This window comes from Nocardia sp. NPDC051833 (assembly GCF_040681225.1).
In the GTDB taxonomy this organism is placed as follows: domain Bacteria; phylum Actinomycetota; class Actinomycetes; order Mycobacteriales; family Mycobacteriaceae; genus Nocardia.
The window spans coordinates 2,888,569-2,905,571 of the sequence record NZ_JBFAYK010000001.1 but is presented as its reverse complement, the minus strand read 5'-3'; the positions used below and the strand labels follow the sequence as shown (position 1 = coordinate 2,905,571).

Annotated in this window: 13 protein-coding genes and 1 tRNA gene; 3 read left to right on the top strand and 11 right to left on the bottom strand. The window is 69.1% G+C overall.

Annotated features, from left to right (window positions below; all coding sequences use genetic code 11):
- Positions 1-35: 35 nt before the first annotated feature.
- The 4 genes from AB0L91_RS13150 to AB0L91_RS13135 form a co-directional block, all read right to left on the bottom strand.
- Positions 36-1,943: an ABC transporter ATP-binding protein gene (locus AB0L91_RS13150; RefSeq protein ID WP_365009680.1), complete on the bottom strand. Its 1,908-nt coding sequence runs from the start codon at positions 1,941-1,943 to the stop codon at positions 36-38.
- Positions 1,940-3,673 (bottom strand): ABC transporter ATP-binding protein, encoded by a 1,734-nt coding sequence (locus AB0L91_RS13145; RefSeq protein WP_365009678.1) that lies wholly within the window; start codon positions 3,671-3,673, stop codon positions 1,940-1,942. Before AB0L91_RS13145 ends, AB0L91_RS13150 begins: the two co-directional genes overlap by 4 nt.
- 82 nt (positions 3,674-3,755) lie before the next feature.
- Positions 3,756-4,232, bottom strand: coding sequence for an Rrf2 family transcriptional regulator (locus AB0L91_RS13140; RefSeq protein WP_365009676.1), 477 nt, complete (start codon positions 4,230-4,232; stop codon positions 3,756-3,758).
- 47 nt (positions 4,233-4,279) lie between these two features.
- Positions 4,280-4,876, bottom strand: coding sequence for a TetR/AcrR family transcriptional regulator (locus AB0L91_RS13135; RefSeq protein WP_355284011.1), 597 nt, complete (start codon positions 4,874-4,876; stop codon positions 4,280-4,282).
- A gap of 200 nt (positions 4,877-5,076) precedes the next feature.
- Here AB0L91_RS13135 and AB0L91_RS13130 point away from each other — a divergent pair, with 200 nt between their 5' ends.
- Both AB0L91_RS13130 and AB0L91_RS13125 read left to right on the top strand, forming a co-directional pair.
- Positions 5,077-7,371, top strand: coding sequence for an MMPL family transporter (locus AB0L91_RS13130; RefSeq protein WP_365009673.1), 2,295 nt, complete (start codon positions 5,077-5,079; stop codon positions 7,369-7,371).
- Positions 7,372-7,542: 171 nt separating this feature from the next.
- Positions 7,543-9,831 (top strand): MMPL family transporter, encoded by a 2,289-nt coding sequence (locus AB0L91_RS13125; protein WP_365009670.1) that lies wholly within the window; start codon positions 7,543-7,545, stop codon positions 9,829-9,831.
- 5 nt (positions 9,832-9,836) lie between these two features.
- Here the strand turns inward: AB0L91_RS13125 and AB0L91_RS13120 are convergent, their stop codons facing one another.
- The 4 genes from AB0L91_RS13120 to AB0L91_RS13105 all read right to left on the bottom strand — a co-directional run bounded on the left by AB0L91_RS13120 (position 9,837) and on the right by AB0L91_RS13105 (position 11,353).
- Positions 9,837-10,028, bottom strand: coding sequence for a hypothetical protein (locus AB0L91_RS13120; RefSeq protein WP_355284018.1), 192 nt, complete (start codon positions 10,026-10,028; stop codon positions 9,837-9,839).
- A gap of 187 nt (positions 10,029-10,215) precedes the next feature.
- A tRNA-Ser gene (locus AB0L91_RS13115) sits at positions 10,216-10,306 on the bottom strand.
- A gap of 46 nt (positions 10,307-10,352) precedes the next feature.
- Positions 10,353-10,787, bottom strand: coding sequence for a nucleoside deaminase (locus AB0L91_RS13110; RefSeq protein ID WP_355284093.1), 435 nt, complete (start codon positions 10,785-10,787; stop codon positions 10,353-10,355).
- Between the two features lie 26 nt (positions 10,788-10,813).
- Positions 10,814-11,353 (bottom strand): tRNA adenosine deaminase-associated protein, encoded by a 540-nt coding sequence (locus AB0L91_RS13105; RefSeq protein WP_218721287.1) that lies wholly within the window; start codon positions 11,351-11,353, stop codon positions 10,814-10,816.
- Between the two features lie 58 nt (positions 11,354-11,411).
- On the opposite strand from AB0L91_RS13105, the gene AB0L91_RS13100 reads away from it, so the two are divergent.
- A complete protein-coding gene (locus AB0L91_RS13100) occupies positions 11,412-12,359 on the top strand; it encodes a prephenate dehydrogenase (RefSeq protein ID WP_365009666.1) in 948 nt (315 codons plus the stop codon).
- A gap of 67 nt (positions 12,360-12,426) precedes the next feature.
- Here the strand turns inward: AB0L91_RS13100 and AB0L91_RS13095 are convergent, their stop codons facing one another.
- From AB0L91_RS13095 to AB0L91_RS13085, 3 genes are read right to left on the bottom strand one after another with little or no spacing between them, the layout of a single operon-like run.
- The gene (locus AB0L91_RS13095; RefSeq protein WP_355284023.1) at positions 12,427-13,044 is read right to left on the bottom strand and encodes a putative glycolipid-binding domain-containing protein; all 618 of its coding nucleotides are present in this window, start codon (positions 13,042-13,044) and stop codon (positions 12,427-12,429) included.
- Between the two features lie 49 nt (positions 13,045-13,093).
- Positions 13,094-14,947, bottom strand: coding sequence for an ABC transporter ATP-binding protein (locus AB0L91_RS13090; protein WP_365009663.1), 1,854 nt, complete (start codon positions 14,945-14,947; stop codon positions 13,094-13,096).
- Entirely contained in the window at positions 14,944-16,776 is a 1,833-nt protein-coding gene (locus AB0L91_RS13085) for an ABC transporter ATP-binding protein (protein WP_365009660.1), read from the bottom strand. The genes AB0L91_RS13090 and AB0L91_RS13085 overlap by 4 nt, the downstream gene beginning before the upstream one ends.
- Positions 16,777-17,003 lie beyond the last annotated feature (227 nt).

Here is a 17,003-nt window from a genome sequence, read left to right as displayed (position 1 = left end):
CGGCGCGGCACCCGCCCGGGTGACGCGCCGGTCGCCTACAGTTCCGCCGCCGCGAACTGCGCGTTGTAGAGGCGGTAGTACGCGCCGCGCTCCTCGAGCAACCGCTCGTGCGAGCCGTGCTCGACGATGCGGCCCTTCTCCATCACCACGATCAGATCCGCGTCGCGGATGGTCGAGAGCCGGTGCGCGATGACGAAGCTGGTGCGGTCGCGGCGCAGGGCCGCGGTCGCCTGCTGGACCAGCAGTTCGGTGCGGGTGTCGACCGAGCTGGTCGCCTCGTCGAGGATCAGGATCGACGGCTTGGCCAGGAACGCGCGCGCGATGGTGATCAGCTGCTTCTCGCCCGCGCTGACACCGCCGCCCTCCTCGTCGATCACCGTGTCGTAGCCGTGCGGCAGCGCGTGCACGAACCGGTCGACGTAGGCGGCGCGGGCCGCGGCCAGGATGTCGTGCTCGGAGGCGTTCGGGTCGCCGTAGGCGATGTTCTCCCGGATCGTGCCCTTGAACAGCCAGGTGTCCTGCAGCACCATGCCGATCCGCGAGCGCAGATGGTCGCGGGTGATGGTGGTGATGTCGACGTCGTCGATCGCGATGGTGCCCGCGTCGAGCTCGTAGAAGCGCATGAGCAGGTTGACCAGGGTGGTCTTGCCCGCGCCGGTCGGGCCGACGATCGCGACGACGTGGCCTGGGTCGGCGACCAGCGACAACCGCTCGATGACCGGCACCTCGGGGTCGTAGCCGAAGGAGACGGCCTCGAACTCGACCCGTCCGCGATCGACCGGGCGCTGGTTCTCCGTCGCCGGGTCGGGGCTCTGCTCCTCGGCGTCGAGGATCTCGAAGATCCGCTCGGCCGAGGCGACGCCGGACTGGAGCAGGTTGGCCATCGCGCCGATCTGCGTGAGCGGCTGGCTGAACTGACGCGAGTACTGGATGAACGCCTGCACGTCACCCAGCGACAGGTTGCCGGTGGCCACCCGCAGACCGCCGACCAGCGCGATGAACACGAAGTTCACGTTCCCCAGGAACATGATGGCTGGCATGATCAGGCCGGAGATGAACTGCGCCTTGAAGCTCGCGTCGTAGAGCTTCTGATTGCGCTCGTCGAACTCCTTGCCGACCTCGCGGCTGCGGCCGAACGCGGTGATGATCTCGTGGCCGGTGTAGGCCTCCTCGACCGAAGCGTTCACCGAACCGGTGTACTTCCACTGGTCGACGAAGTGCGGCTTGGACCGCTTGGCGATCTGCGCCGTGACGATGATCGCCGCGGGCACGGTGAGCAGCGCGATCAGCGCCAGCAGCGGCGAGATCCAGAACATCATGATCAGGATGCCGACCACGGTGAACAGCGAGACCAGCAGCTGGCTCATCGTCTGCTGCAGGCTCTGCGAGACATTGTCGACGTCGTTGGTGACGCGGCTGAGCACGTCACCGCGCGGCGCGGAGTCGAAGTAGCGCAGCGGGAGCCGGTGCAGCTTGTCCTCGACGTCGTCGCGCAGGCGCTTGACGGTCCGGTTGATGACGATGTTGAGCAGGTAGCCCTGCAGCCAGCCGAATACCGAGGCCGCCACATACAGGGTGAGCACGATCAGCAGCACGCGCGCGACGGCGTCGAAGTCGATGCCGGTGCCCGGGATGACGTTCATCGCCGAGAGCATGTCGGCGCGGGTGTTCTCGCCGCGGTCGCGCAGCATCTGGATGGTCTGCTCTTTGCTGAACCGCGGGTCGAGCTGCTTGCCGACGAAACCGTCGAAGACCAGGTTGGTGGCCTTGCCGAGCAGGTAGGGGCCGAGCGTGTTGAGCACCACCGAGGTGATCACCAGCGCGACGATCACGCCGACGGCGAAGCGTTCCGGCGCGAGCCTGCGCAGCAGTCGCTTCAGCGACGGTCCGAACGACTTGGCCTTCGTACCCGGCGCGCCGGGTACCGGAGCACCGGGCCTCATCGAGCCTCCTCCACACTCAGCTGGGACTCGACGATCTCGCGGTACTCGGGACAGCGCTGCATCAGCTGCTCGTGCGTACCGATGCCCGCCATCGCGCCGTCCTCCAGGACGACGATCTGGTCGGCGTCGCGAATGGTCGCGATCCGCTGGGCGACGATGAGCACCGACGCGTCGGCGGTCTCGGGCCTGAGCGCGGCGCGCAGCCGGGCGTCGGTGGCGACGTCGAGCGCCGAGAACGAGTCGTCGAACAGGTAGACGCGCGGCCTGCGCACCAGCGCGCGGGCGATGCACAGGCGCTGCCGCTGCCCACCCGACACCGTGGTGCCGCCCTGGGCGACGGGGGTATCGAGCCCCTGCGGCATCTCGCGCACGAAATCGGCCGCCTGGGCCACCTCGAGCGCGTGCCACAGTTCCTCGTCGGTGGCCTCGGGCTTGCCGTAGCGCAGATTGCTCGCGACGGTGCCGGAGAACAGGTAGGCCTTCTGCGGTACCAGGCCGATGCCGCCGCGCAGGAGCTCGAGGTCGAGGTGGCGCACGTCGGTGCCGCCGACGTAGACCGCGCCGTCGGTGACGTCGATCAGCCGGGGAATCAGGTTGATCAGGGTGGTCTTGCCCGAGCCGGTGGCGCCGACGATCGCGGTCGTCGTGCCGGGGGCGACCTGGAACCGGATGCCGCGCAGCACCGGCTTCTCCGCGCCGGGGAAGGCGAACTCGGCGAACTGCAGGTCGACCGCGGCCGGGTCGGCGGCGAAGGGCTGCGGCAGCCGTGGCGGCCGGACCGAGGACTCGGTCTCGAGCACCCCGCCGATCCGGTCGGCCGAGACGGCGGCGCGCGGCGCCATCATCGCCAGGAACGAGGCCATCATGACGGCCATCAGGATCTGCATGATGTAGGACAGCATCGCGGTGAGCGAGCCGATCTGCATCGTCCCGTTGTCGACGTGGTGACCGCCGAACCAGATCACCGCGACGGCGGTGACGTTGCTGATCAGCATGACCGTCGGGAACATCAGCGCCATCAGCTTGCCGACCCGCAGCGAGGCGTCGGTGAGCGCGGTGTTGGCCATCCCGAAGCGCCAGATCTCCTGCCGCTCGCGCACGAACGCCCGCACCACCCTGATGCCGGTGATCTGCTCGCGCAGCACCCGGTTCACCTCATCGATGCGCGCCTGCATCTGCCGGAAGCCGGGCACCATGCGGGCCACGATCGTGCCCATGGCCAGCGCGAGCGCGGGGACCGCGATCAGCAGCAGCCAGGACAGGCCGAGATCTTCGCGCAGCGCCATGATGACGCCGCCGACGCACATGATCGGCGCCATCACCAGAATCGTCACCGACATGACGATGAGCAGCTGCACCTGCTGGATGTCGTTGGTCGAGCGGGTGATCAGCGACGGCGCGCCGAACAGGCCGACCTCCCTGGCCGAGAACGTCTCGACCCGGTGCAGCACGCCACCGCGCATGTCCCGGCCCGCGCCCATGGCCGCCTGGGCACCGAGGTACACCGACGCCGACGAGGCCACGATCTGCACGCAGCTGACCGCGAGCATGAACAGGCCGGTGGACCAGATGTAGCCGATATCGCCCTTGGTCACGCCGTTGTCGATGAGGTCGGCGTTGAGGCTGGGCAGGTAGAGCATCGCGATGACCGAGATCAGCTGGAGCACGAGGACACCGGCCAGCTGAGCGCGGTACGGGGCCAGGTAGGTCCGCAGCAGGGTGATCAACATGGTGGTCGCAGGCTACCGCGTGCGGGTGACCGTCGCCGCCGACTTTTACCCGCCCTGTGGACAAGTCCAGCCTGTGGATGAACTACGCGCCGGCGGGGGTCCGCGGCTCGCGACGCGCCCAGGCGCCGGGGTCGGCGACCAGCTCACCGATGAAACCTGGCAGTCGGTCGGTGGCGATATCGGCGATGGAGACGTTCTCCAGCACGGCCCTGATGTTGACCCGCAGCGCGATCCACACCTGCTGCAGCGGTTCGGCGGCGCCCGGGTAGCGCACGTCCTCCGGGCGCTGCCCGCGGACCGAGGCCAGCGGCGATTCGACGGCGCGGATCACGTCGGCCACCGAGATCTCCGGCGCCGGCCTGCCGAGCCGATAGCCGCCGTCGGGGCCGCGCCTGCTCAGCACGAGGTCGGCGCGGCGCAGCTCGGCCAGCACGGTCTCGAGCACCTTCGGTGGGATCTGCGCGGCGGCGGCGATCGCCTCGGCCTTGACGACGCCGTCGGTCGCGGCAAGTTCCAGCAGCGTTCGCACCGCGTAATCGACCCTGGCGGTGATATGCACGTCTCGAACTTACGCGGTCGACCCGGCGGGAGCGGCGGGCCGCCCGCTCAGGCCGACCGCCCGCAGGCGGTCAGCACGCAGGTCGCCGCGTCGAGCAGGGTCTTCTCGACCATCTCGTCGGTCGCGCCGGGCGCCAGTTCCGACGACAGCAGCGCGACCCCGAGCACCTCGATGGCGGCGGCCGCGCGCAGCATCGCCTCCTGGTCCGGGTCGGGACCGGCCAGCCAGGTGCGCAGTTCCCTGGTCGGCTCCATGAGATCGGGGTAGCGATCGGCGATGGCGTTGACGATCGCCGCCGTATCGCGCACGCACAGCGCGCCGGCGGCGCGGTGCCGGATCATCCCGCGCAGGTAGGTGCGCAGCACCGCGCGGATGCCCTCGTCGTTGTACGGGACGGCGTCGATGTCGGTGACGATGTCGCGCATGTGGTCGATGATCGGATCGATGATCGCCAGGAGCAGATCCAGCTTCGACGCGTAGTGGTAGTACAGCGACGCCTTTGTGATCCCCACCATATCGGCGACCTCGCGCAGGCTCGTCTGCTCGAAACCCTTGGCGGCGAAAAGCTGCACCGCGGCGTCGCGAATAGCCTGCTTGGTGCCTCCACCTGCGGAAACGGCGTCGACGGTGTCTCGGGGAGCCATGTATTCAATCCTCCCATCACTGCGGGTGACTCACTCGGCGCCCCCGAAATTGAGGTTGCCTCTCCACTTACCGAATCGGTAGTCTACCTACCGCACGGTAGGCAGAAAACGACGATGTGGAGGCGGGTCGTCAGGGGAGACCCGCATGTGCTGTCTACGAGCCTGATCCCACCCGAGTTCTTCGCGCTAGGAGCACCCTCGTGTCCGTATACCTGTACAGATGGGGAAAGTTCGCTTTCCGCCGTAAATGGATCGTGCTACCGGTCTGGTTGTTGCTGTTCCTGCTGCTCGGTGGCGTCGGCGCCGCCTTGAGCAAGCCGATGACCAACGACTTCAGCATGCCCTCGCTGCCCTCGGCCCGCGCGAACGAGATCCTCGACAAGCACTTCCCCGGCATGTCCGAGCAGTTCAAGTTCGACGCCGTGTCCGGCACCTACGTGATCGGCGCCCCGGAGGGCCAGAAGCTCACCGACCCGGCCAACCGCGCCGCCGTCGACGCGCTCATCACCAAGCTCGGTGAGCTGCAGATCGTCGATCACGCGAAGCCGCTGATGAGCCCCATCGAGATGACCGACAAGATGGGCTGCCTCGCCAACCCCGACCCGTCGCAGTGCTCGGGCGCGCCGCTCAACGTGCTCAGCTCGACGGCGCCGGAGAGCGTCGCGGTGCTGACCGTGCCGTTCAACATCAAGGGCGTCACCGACGTCACCGACGTCGAACGCGACGCCGCCTACGAGGTCGCGGCCGAAGCCCGCAACGCCGGTCTGACGGTCGAGCTCAGCGGTTCCATCGCGATGGAGCAGGAGCAGCCGAGCGGCAAGTCCGAGCTGATCGGCATGGGTGTCGCGCTGGTCGTGATGGTGGTCGCCTTCGGCGCCATCGTCGCCGCCGTCGTCCCGATCGTGACCGCCATCGTCGGCCTCGGCGCGGCGACCTCGCTGATCATGCTCGGTACCTCGGTGATCGAGGTCCCCAGCTTCACCACCTTCCTCGCCTCGATGATCGGTATCGCGCTGTCGATCGACTACGCGCTGTTCATCGTCTCCCGCTACAAGCACGAACTGGCCGTGCGTGACTCGGCCGAGGAAGCCGCCGGTACCGCGCTCGGCACCGCCGGTTCGGCCGTCGTGTTCGCCGGTCTGACCGTCATCATCGCGCTCGGCGCGCTGAGCATCGTCGGCGTGCAGTTCCTGACCTTCATGGGTCTGGGTGGCGCCATCGCCGCCGGCTTCGCCGTGCTCACCGCGATCACCCTGATGCCCGCGCTGATGGGCGCCTTCGGCAAGACCCTGTTCAAGCCGAAGCTGCCGCTGGTCGCCCAGAACGATCCCGAGGACGAGAACTCGGTCACCAACGGCCAGCGCTTCGCCCGCCTGATCGGCAAGGCCCCGTGGGTCGCGCTGATCCTGTCGGTGGTCGTGCTCGGCGCGCTCGCCGCGCCCGCCGCCGGCCTGAACCTGGGTCTGCCCGGCGAGGACTCGGCCCCGAAGACCTCCACCGTCCGCAAGGCCTACGAGCTGCGCACGGAGGGCTTCGGCGAGGGCAGCAACGGCGTGCTGATGGTCGTCACCGACCTGAGCGCGGTGCCGGAGAACCAGCGTGAGGCCGCGGTCGGCGCGCTGCGCGACAAGCTCGCCTCCTACGACGGCATGGACTACGTGACCGAGCCGCAGTGGAGCGAGAACAAGCAGGGCGCCATGCTCAACGGCGTGCCGAAGTCCGGCCCGAACAACCAGGCCACCAAGGATCTGGTCGCCGAGGCGCGCGGCGCCGAAGCCGACCTGAAGGCGCAGTTCGGCATGGAGTACGGCATCACCGGCACCACCGCCATCTACGCCGATGTCGACCACGTGCTGCTCAGCAAGATCGTGCCGTACCTGGCGATCGTCGCCGGTGCCGCGTTCATCCTGCTGATCCTGGTGTTCCGCTCGATCCTGGTCCCGCTCACCGCGGCCCTGGGCTTCCTGCTCTCGATGGCGGCCACCTTCGGCGCCACCGTGCTGATCTTCCAGCAGGGCAAGCTCGGCCTGATCGAGGATCCGCAGCCGCTGGTCAGCTTCCTGCCGATCATGCTGATCGGCCTGGTGTTCGGTCTGGCGATGGACTACCAGGTGTTCCTGGTGACCCGCATGCGCGAGGAATTCGTGCACGGCAAGTCGCCCAAGGACGCGATGGTCTCCGGCTACCACCACGGCGCCCGCGTCGTGACCTCGGCGGCGATCATCATGATCTCGGTGTTCGGCTCGTTCATCCTGGAAACCGACGTCACCGCGAAGTCGTTCGGCTTCGCGCTGGCCGCCGGTGTCGCGATCGACGCCTTCATCGTCCGCATGGTCGTGGTGCCCGCGCTGCTGGTCATCATGGGCAAGTGGTCGTGGTGGATCCCGAAGTGGCTCGACCGCATCCTGCCCGACATCGACGTCGAGGGTTCCAAGCTCGAGCAGCTGCGCAACCAGGGCGCCGAGACGGTGAAGCACCCGCTTCCGGTCTCCTGACCCGCTCGAATCGGACGACCCCGCGATCCATCCCGGATCGCGGGGTCGTCCTGCTTTTCGCCCGTCGCGCCTGGCACGTTGCTTGATATCGCGGTGGCCTGGCACCAGACTCGGACTGGTTAGACCCGGCTCTACCTCCCGCTCCGCACCGATCACCGCGAGGAGAAAACCGTGTCCGTCTATCTGTACCGGTGGGGCAAGCTGGCCTTTCGCCGCAAATGGATCGTGCTACCCGTCTGGCTGGTCTGTTTCCTGATCCTCGGCGCCCTCGGCGCCCAGCTCCAGAAACCGATGACCGACGACTTCAGCATGCCCAACCTGCCGTCGGAACGGGCGACCGAGATCCTCGACAAACACTTCCCCGGCATGTCGGAGGCCTTCGCCTTCGACGCCGTGACCGGCACCTACGTGATCGGCGCGCCCGCCGGGCAGAAACTCACCGACCCGGCCAACCGGCAGGCGATCGATGCGCTGATCGGCCGGCTCGATCAGCTCGGCATCGTCGATCACAGCAAGCCGATCCCGAATCCGATCGCGATGACCGAGGAGATGGGCTGCCTCGGCCCCGAGCCCGACCCGTCGACCTGCAGCGGCGCACCGCTGAACGTGCTGAACAAGACCGCCCCCGACACCGTCGCGTACTTCAGCGTCCCGTTCACGATCAAGGAATTCGCCGACATCACCGCCGCCGACCGCGACGCCGCCTACGCCGTCGGTGACGCCGCCCGCGCGGCCGGGCTGACGGTCGAGATCAGCGGCACCATCGCGATGGAACAGGAGATGCCGAGCGGCAAGTCCGAGCTGATCGGCATGCTGGTGGCCCTGGTGGTGATGGTCGTCGCGTTCGGCGCGATCGTCGCCGCGTTCGTCCCGATCATCACCGCGATCGTCGGCCTCGGCGCGGCCACCTCGCTGATCTTCCTGTCCACCTCGGTGCTCTCGATCCCCAGCTTCACCACGTTCCTGGCCTCGATGATCGGCATCGCGCTCTCGATCGACTACGCGCTGTTCATCGTCTCCCGCTACAAGCACGAACTGGCGGTACAGGATTCGGCGGAGGAAGCGGCCGGTACCGCGCTGGGCACGGCGGGCTCGGCGGTGGTGTTCGCCGGGCTCACCGTCATCATCGCGCTGGTCGGGCTGAGCATCGTCGGCGTGCGGTTCCTGACCTTCATGGGTCTGGGCGGCGCGGTCGCGGCCGCGTTCGCGGTCCTCACCGCGATCACGCTGATGCCCGCCCTGCTCGGCGCGTTCGGCAAGACGCTGTTCAAACCGAAGCTGCCGCTGATCGCCCAGCACGATCCCGAAGACGACAGCATCGTCACCAACGGCACCCGGGTGGCCAGGGTCATCGCGAAGTGGCCCGCCGTGACGATGGTGCTGGCCATTGTGGTGCTCGGGCTGCTGGCCGCGCCGGCGATCAACCTGAACCTCGGCCTGCCCGGCGAGGACAGCCTGCCCAAGTCGACCACCGTCCGTAAGGCCTACGACCTGCGCACCGAGGGCTTCGGCGAGGGCAGCAACGGCATTCTGCAGATCGCCGTCGACCTGTCCGACACCCCCGTCGACCAGCGTGAGGCCGCGCTGCTCGCCCTGCGCGAGCAGCTCCAGTCCTACCCGGACATGGAATTGGTCACCGAGCCGCAGCTGAGCCAGGACGGCGCGGGCGCGCTGATCAACGGCATCCCCAAGTCCGGCCCCAACGCCCAGACCACCAAGGACCTGGTGCAATCGGCGCGCGACGCCGAACCGGGGCTGCACGACCAGTACAAGATGTCCTACGGCATCACCGGGACAACGGCCATCTACGCCGATATCGACCACGTGCTGCTCAGCAAGATCGTCCCCTATATGGCGATCGTGGCGGGCGCGGCGTTCATCCTGCTGATCCTGGTGTTCCGCTCGATCCTGGTCCCGCTGACGGCCGCGCTCGGCTTCCTGCTCTCCATGGCGGCCACCTTCGGCGCGACCGTGCTGATCTTCCAGGAGGGCAAGCTGGGCCTCATCCAGGACCCGCATCCCCTGGTCAGCTTCCTGCCGATCATGTTGATCGGCCTGGTGTTCGGCTTGGCCATGGACTACCAGGTGTTCCTGGTGACCCGCATGCGCGAGGAGTACGTGCACGGCGCCGATCCCACCGATGCCGTGGTCAAGGGCTATCACCACGGCGCGCGCGTGGTCACCTCGGCGGCGATCATCATGATCTCGGTCTTCGGCTCGTTCCTGCTCGAGTCCGACGTCACCGCCAAGTCGATGGGCTTCGCGCTCGCCGCCGGCGTCGCGCTCGACGCCTTCGTCGTCCGCATGGTGCTCATCCCCGCGCTGCTGGTGCTGCTCGGCAAGTGGGCATGGTGGCTGCCGAAGTGGCTGGACAAGATCGTCCCCGACATCGACGTCGAGGGCGCTCGCCTGCGCGAACTACAGCAGCAGGAGAAGACCCCGGTCCCCGCGCACACCTAGCCGGGCTACTGGCTCGGCTGCGGTACCTCGCACTGGCTGACCCGCGGGTTCAGGCCGATGTAGTTGGCCGGACCCGCGGCGGCGGTCACCGCGATCGTCGCCCAGTCGGAGCACTCCTTGGGCAGCTGGGCGAAGTAGTGTCGCTGGCCCGCGGCGAGCAGCCCGACGGCTACCCAGCCCAGCACGACCAGAACCATGAGCTTCCCCCCGAGCCCGATCCCGGACTTCGCGGGTGGCGGCTGTCGCCCGCGCATAAGACATCGTTCCTTCCCGGATTTCGGTACTACCAGTCTATTACGTGCGACCCCGGCGGGCGGGGCCGTACCGCGTGAACAGCCGACGAAAAAAGAGCCCCTCACCTGGCATATCAGGTGAGGGGCTCTGTGGCGGTGGCGGAGGGATTTGAACCCTCGGACGGGGGTTACCCGTCACACGCTTTCGAGGCGTGCTCCTTAGGCCGCTCGGACACGCCACCGCCGACTACGATACCGGAGGGGGTGCCGGATCGTTAAATCGGCTGGTCAGCGCTGAGTTCGGAAGAAATCGTCGAGGAGCGCGACGCACTCCGGTTCGAGGATGCCGCCGCGCACCTCCGGGCGATGATTGAGCCTGCGGTCGCGCACGACGTCCCAGAGCGAACCGACGGCGCCGGTCTTGGGTTCCCAGGCGCCGAACACCACCTTGCCGACCCTGGCCAGCACCAGCGCGCCGGCGCACATCGTGCACGGTTCCAGGGTGACGGCCAGCGTCGCGCCCTCGAGCCGCCAGCCGTCGCCGTGTACGGCGGCCGCGGCCCGCAGCGCGAGGACCTCGGCGTGCGCGGTCGGATCGCCGAGGGCTTCCCTGGCATTGGTCGCGCGCGCGAGTTCACGTCCGTCGGCGTCGAAGACGACGGCGCCGACCGGCACATCGCGCGGGTCGGCGGCGGCGGCGGCCGCGATCGCGGCGCGCACCATGTCCTCGTCGGTCACTGCCTCGGCGGTCACCGAGGCAGTTTGTCCAGGACCGCCGCGAATTCGGTGGCGAAGCCGAGCCGCTGGGCGATCATGCCGAGCTGCTCGTCGGGGTAGAGGTCGGTCTCGGCGAGGATCACGCTGAGCACGGGCTCGGGCAGGCCGAGGTCGGCCAGCACGCCGAGGTCGCCCTCTTCCCACGGCTCGACGTCGTCGAGGTCGTCGGGGTCGATGTCGGGGATCTCGACGTTGAGCGCGTCGAGGACGTCGGCGGCGATGTCGTAGTCGATCGCCGCGGTCGCGTCCGAGACGAGCAGGCGGGTGCCGCTCGGCGCGGGGCGCAACACGATGAAGAACTCGTCATCGACGTCGAGCAGCCCGAATACCGCCCCCGAGCTGCGCAATGCCTTCAATTCGGTCTCCGCGACCGACAGGTCGAGGAGCGCGTCGTGGCTGAGCGGACTGCATCGCCACGTGCCTTCTTCGCGGACCACCGCCACTGCGAACCCTTCGACGTCGAAGTCGTCGTCCGACGTCGCCCTGTTCGTGCCCGAGCGCTGTGCTGCCATGGACCAAACGGTAGTCTGTCCCGCCCGTAATGATGAACTCGTGTGCCAATCTGTTCCGATGACCCTCGACCAGCGTGCTGCTGTCTGCGTCCTCGGAACCGGTTTGATCGGCGGCTCACTGCTGCGCGCCGCGGTCGCGGCGGGGTACCCGGCGTTCGGCTACAACCGCTCGGACTCGGGTGCCGAGGCGGCGCGTCGCGACGGTTTCGACGTGTCGACCGACCTGTCCGCGGTGCTGCGCCGGGCCGCCGCCGAGGACGCGTTGCTGGTGGTCGCGGTGCCGATGCCCGCGGTCGAGCGGCTGCTGGCCGAGATCGCCGCACTCGCCCCCGGCTGCCCGGTGACCGATGTGGTGAGCATCAAGCGACCGGTGGCCGACGCGGTACGCAAGCACGGGCTGGAGGCCAATTTCGTCGGCGGGCATCCCATGGCCGGGACGGCCGAGTCCGGCTGGGCGGCAACCGATCCCGACCTGTTCCGCGACGCGGTGTGGGCGGTCGGGGTCGACGAGGGCACGCGGGTAGCGCCGTGGGTGCGGGTGACGCGGCTGGCGCTGGACTGCGGGTCCGTGGTGGTTCCGGTGGTCGCCGACGAGCACGATCAGGCCGTCGCGCGGATCTCGCATCTGCCGCACGTGCTGGCCGAAGCGCTGGCGGCGGCCGGGGCCGACGGCGGTGCGCTCGCGCTCGGCTTGGCCGCGGGCTCCTTCCGGGACGGCACTCGCGTCGCCGGTACCGCACCCGACCTGGTGCGCGCCATCTGTGAACCGAACGCCGCCGCACTCGGGCAGGTGCTCGACGAGACCATCGCCGCGCTGGTCACCGCGCGGGACGCATTGCGCGCGGACGGCAACCTCGGCGACGTTGTCGAGGCGGGTTACCGTGGCCGCACCGCGTACGAGGAGCGCACGCGCTGGGAGATCACCGGGATCGTCCCCGGCGCGGACGGCTGGCTCGACGAGCTGCACCGGGCCGGACAGCGTGGCGGGGTGCTGCGCGCACTGTGAACCCGGCCGAGCGCGCTGTCATCCGGGCCGGGCGGTGGAAGTCGGCGCCGCACCGGCCGACTCGGCGTCACGCCCGTTCGGCCAGCCCCGGGTAGTCGAGCACGAAACCCTCCGGATCGACCGTCAGCGTCGCGCTGGAGACCGGCGACAGCACGTTGATGCCGTCGGCGGCGCTCGAGTAGGTGAGCTCGGCCTCCTGCACCAGCAGATCGGGCAGGCGCACGTAGACGACCGGGACCTGCACGTCGCCCACCGCGTTCTGCAGGCCGAACCGGCGGATCGGCAGCGTGTTGAAGAACGGGCTCAGCACCACGTCGACATCGAGCGCGCCGGCGAAGGTGGAGCGCACGTGGCTGCCGCCCGCGTCGACGAGCCAGTAGTCCTCCTCGTCCCGGGAGATGGACGCGTGCCGTTCTCCGGCGGCGGTGGTGGTGCGCAGCGACAACCGCCGCGTCGCGCCCGCCTCGTCGGTGACCAGGTCGTAGGACGCGCTGAACGCCGGGTGCTCGTCGCACGCGCTGCCGATCATCCGGCCTGCCGCCCTGATCCGGTTGCCGTTGAGGGTCACGCGGACCGATTCCATCCGCGTGTTGTCGTGGGAACGCCAGGTGAGCACCGCGGGCCACCGGGAGGCCGGTCTGTTCTCGGTGGGGCCTGCGGCCGGGCCCGGGGCTGGGGTCGTCACCTCTCTACGGTAAGCGACACCAGCCCCGCTGCTGTACAACACGGTGGCATCAGACCAGCGAATCCCGCCAGGCGGCGTGCAGTCCGGCGAAGCGGCCCTGTCCGGCGATGAGCTCGGCGGGTGAACCGTCCTCGACGACGCGGCCCGCGTCGAGCACCAGCACCCGATCGGCAATGGCCACCGTGGACAGCCGATGCGCGATGATCACCGCGGTGCGCTCGCGCAGCAGCGTCTCCAGCGCGTGCTGGACCAGCCGCTCGCCGGGGATGTCCAGGCTCGAGGTCGCCTCGTCCAGCACGATCACCGCGGGGTCGGCCAGGAACACCCGGGCGAACGCGACCAGCTGCCGCTGACCGGCCGAGAGCCTGCCGCCCCTGGTGCGCACATCGGTCGCGTATCCGTCGGGCAGGGACCGCACGAACGCGTCCAGGCCGACCGCCCGCGCGGCCGCCGTGACCTCGGCATCGGTCGCGTCCGGCCTGCCCAGGCGGATGTTGTCGGCGATGGTGCCGGAGAACAGGTACGCCTCCTGGGTGACCATGACGACGTGCCTGCGCAGCTCGGCGTCGGCCAGCCTGCGCAGATCGACACCGTCCAGGGTGACCACGCCGCCGCTCGGGTCGTAGAACCGGGTGAGCAGCTTGGCCAGCGTCGACTTGCCCGCGCCGGTGGCACCGACCAGGGCCACCACCTGCCCGGCCGGGATGGCCAGGTCGAACTCCGGCAGCACCGGCGACTCGGCCGTGTAGCCGAACCAGACCCGATCCATCCGCACCGCACCGGTCGCCCGGTCCAGCGCGATCGGATCGCCGGGTTCGGCGACCGCGGGCTCCTCCTCGAGCACACCCGAGATCTTCTCCAGCGCCGCCGCGGCGGACTGGTAGGAGTTGAACACCTGGGCGAGTTCGTCGAGCGGACCGTAGAACTGGTCGAGGTAGAGCAGGTACGCGGCGAGCACACCGATCGCCAGATTGCCCTCCATCACCTGCCAGGCGCCGACCAGCAGCACGATCACCGTGGTCACCTTGCCGATGAAGTTGGACAGGCCGACGTAGTCGCCCATGCCGCGGATCGCGGTGGTGGTCGCCCGCTGGTACTCGTCGTCCTCGCCGCCGAGGACCTCCTGGTTGCGGTCCTCGCGACGGAACGCCTGCACCGCGCGCATGCCGCTCATCGACTCGACGAACTGCACGACGACCCGCGCGATCGCGCCGCGCGTGCGCCGGTAGCCCGCGCGCTGCCGCCGCTGCGCCCACCGGGTCACCAGGACCAGCGGCACGAAGCCGAGCAGCACGATCGAGGCCAGCATCGGATCCAGCCAGACCAGCAGCACCGCGATGGTGACCACCGAGAGCACCGCGCTGAACGCCTGGTTGAGCGCGCCCTCCAGCAGTTCCTGGAGGGTCTCGATATCGCTGGTGAGCCGGGTGACGACCTTGCCCGAGGTGTACTTCTCGTGGAACGACACGCTCAGCCGCTGGGTGTGCCGGAACGCGCGCACCCGCAGGTCGAACAGCACCCGCTGGCTCAGCGAACCGGAGGCCCGCAGGAAGAAGTACGTGGTCAGGCCGGCGAGCACGGTGACCGCGACGAACCCGGCCACCGTGGCCAGCATCGGCGTCCAATTGCCCTGCCTGCCCTGGCTGATGCCGTGATCGAGGCCGTAGGCGATGAACAGCGGCATCGACACCTTGGCCGCGTTGTCGAGCAGGATCAGTACGAAGGTGAGCACCGCCTGCTTGCGGTAGGGCCGCACCAGGTCGAGCAGCAGCCGCCGGGATCGCCCGGCCAGTACCAGGTTTCCGGTGCCGGTGACGGCGTCGTCCTCCTTGGCGATGCCGCGCCAGTCCGCCGCCCGATCGGTCTGCTCGGGCGGGGTCTGGATCTCGGTGTCGGTGGTCATGATTCACCTCCCATCAGTTCGCGGTAGCGGCTGTTGGTGCGCAGCAGCTTCTCGTGGCTGCCCTCGGCGACGATCCGGCCGTCGGCCAGCAGGGCGACGCGGTCGGCCAGTGCCGCCGTCGACGGCCGGTGCGCGACCAGCAGCGTGGTGGCGCCCGCGAGCACCGTGCGCAGCCGATCCTGCACGCGCTCTTCGGTTTCCACATCCAGCGCCGAGAGCGGATCGTCGAGCACCATGATCCGGCCCTGCTCGGCCGCGGCCTCGCCGATCAGCACCGCCCTGGCCAGCGCGAGCCGCTGCCGCTGGCCACCGGACAGGCTCATGCCCTGCTCACCGATCCTGGTGTCCAGGCCCCAGGGCAGCGCGTCGACGAACTCGCTCGCCTGGGCGATATCGAGGGCCTGGCGCACATCGGCGTCGGTGGCGCGCGGATCGCCCAGCGCCACGTTCTCGCGCACGCTGGCCGAGAACAGCACCGGCTCCTCGAACGCCACCGTCACCACCCGGCGCAGGTCGGCCAGGCGCAGGGTCGAGATGTCGACGCCGTCGATGGTGATGCTGCCGTCGTCGACGTCGTAGAGGCGCGGGATCAGTTCGAGCAGCGCGGTCTTGCCGCTGCCCGTCGCGCCGACGAGCGCGACCGTCTCCCCCGGCCGGACCCGCAGCGAGATGTCTTCCAGCACCGCCTTGTCCGCGCCGTCGGCCCCGGTCGGGTAGGCGAAGCGCACGTGGTCGATGACCAGCTCACCGCGCAGCCCGGCGGGCAGGTTCACCGGCCGGGCCGGGTCGGTGATGTCGAGCGGGGTGTCGATGATCTCCCAGTACCGGTCGGCGGCGGTGCGCGCCTCGAACAGCTCCGAGAGCAGGAAGCCGAGCCAGATGATCGGCCACTGCAGGAAGGTCGCCAGCGTGATGCTCGCGATCAGGGTGCCCATCGTCATCGAGCCGTGCACCACCGAGTACCCACCGACACCGAGCGACACGGCGATCGCGACCGTCGGCAGGGTGACCAGCGCGGCCCACAGGGTCGCGTCCAGGCGCACCTTCTCCAGCTCGGTCTTCTGCAGCTCGCGCGAGAGCGCGGTGAAGCGGGCGCCGAAGAACCCGCCGCGGCCGAGCGCCTTGAGCACGCGCACGCCCTGCGCGGATTCCTGGGCGATGGTCGCCAGGTCACCGGACTGGTCCTGCGAGCGCCGCGAGGCCACCTCGAACCGGCGCACGAAGCGCACGCAGAACAGCGTCAGCGGCAGCGAGATCACCGTGAAGATCAGTCCCACTTGCCAGTTCATCGCGAAGAGCGCGATCAACCCGATGGGCAGCAGGATGCTGTTGACGATGAGGAACGGTCCGGCGAACGCGACGAAGCGCCGCAGCACCGACAGATCGTCGATGGCGCGCGAGAGCAGCTGACCCGATTGCCAGCCGTCGTGGCGCCCGATCGAGAGCGCTTGGAGCTGGGCGAAAAGCTTGGCCCGCATCCGGATCTCGAACAGCGTCGACGGCTTGGACACCAGCCAACGGCGGCCCCACATGCCGAACGACTCGAGCCCGCCGAGGACGAAGATCAGCGCGACGGGCAGCAGCAGCCCGACGAAATCGCGCCGCGCGATCGGCCCGTCGATGACCCGGGCGATCACCAGCGGGATCGCGATGGCGGTGCTCGAGGTGACGATCGCGAGCACGTTGGCCACGATCAGCGGCACCCGGTAGGGCCGCAGGTACGGCAGAAATCGGCGCAGCGACCGCAATCTACCGCTCGGAGACGGCGACGGCCGCCCCGATCTGTCGGCCTCCGATTCGGTGGCCGCCAGCTCCAAAGTGACAGACAAGACTCTCCCCCTTGATGTCCGGTTGGATGGTTGGTTTCCGGAACGGACGCCTGGTGATGTTCGCACCGGGGTCCGACAAGTCGGCCTATCAAGAGTGGCACCGGAGCACCGTCGCGAGCCACTGATTTTCCGCCGGAGCTCGCGGTTCGCGCGGCCCGATACAATGCGCCGCAGGCGCGAGCGACGGGTCGTCGGACGGCGAGCCCGCCAGACACAGGGAGGGTCGT

Bases quoted from the DNA above. Each gene is read 5' to 3' on its own strand.
- AB0L91_RS13150 (WP_365009680.1), bottom strand. From the start codon at position 1,943: ATGAGGCCCGGTGCTCCGGTACCCGGCGCGCCGGGTACGAAGGCCAAG.
- AB0L91_RS13145 (WP_365009678.1), bottom strand. From the start codon at position 3,673: ATGTTGATCACCCTGCTGCGGACCTACCTGGCCCCGTACCGCGCTCAG.
- AB0L91_RS13135 (WP_355284011.1), bottom strand. From the start codon at position 4,876: ATGGCTCCCCGAGACACCGTCGACGCCGTTTCCGCAGGTGGAGGCACC.
- AB0L91_RS13120 (WP_355284018.1), bottom strand. From the start codon at position 10,028: ATGGTTCTGGTCGTGCTGGGCTGGGTAGCCGTCGGGCTGCTCGCCGCG.
- AB0L91_RS13110 (WP_355284093.1), bottom strand. From the start codon at position 10,787: ATGGTGCGCGCCGCGATCGCGGCCGCCGCCGCCGCCGACCCGCGCGAT.
- AB0L91_RS13105 (WP_218721287.1), bottom strand. From the start codon at position 11,353: ATGGCAGCACAGCGCTCGGGCACGAACAGGGCGACGTCGGACGACGAC.
- AB0L91_RS13100 (WP_365009666.1), top strand. From the start codon at position 11,412: ATGACCCTCGACCAGCGTGCTGCTGTCTGCGTCCTCGGAACCGGTTTG.
- AB0L91_RS13090 (WP_365009663.1), bottom strand. From the start codon at position 14,947: ATGACCACCGACACCGAGATCCAGACCCCGCCCGAGCAGACCGATCGG.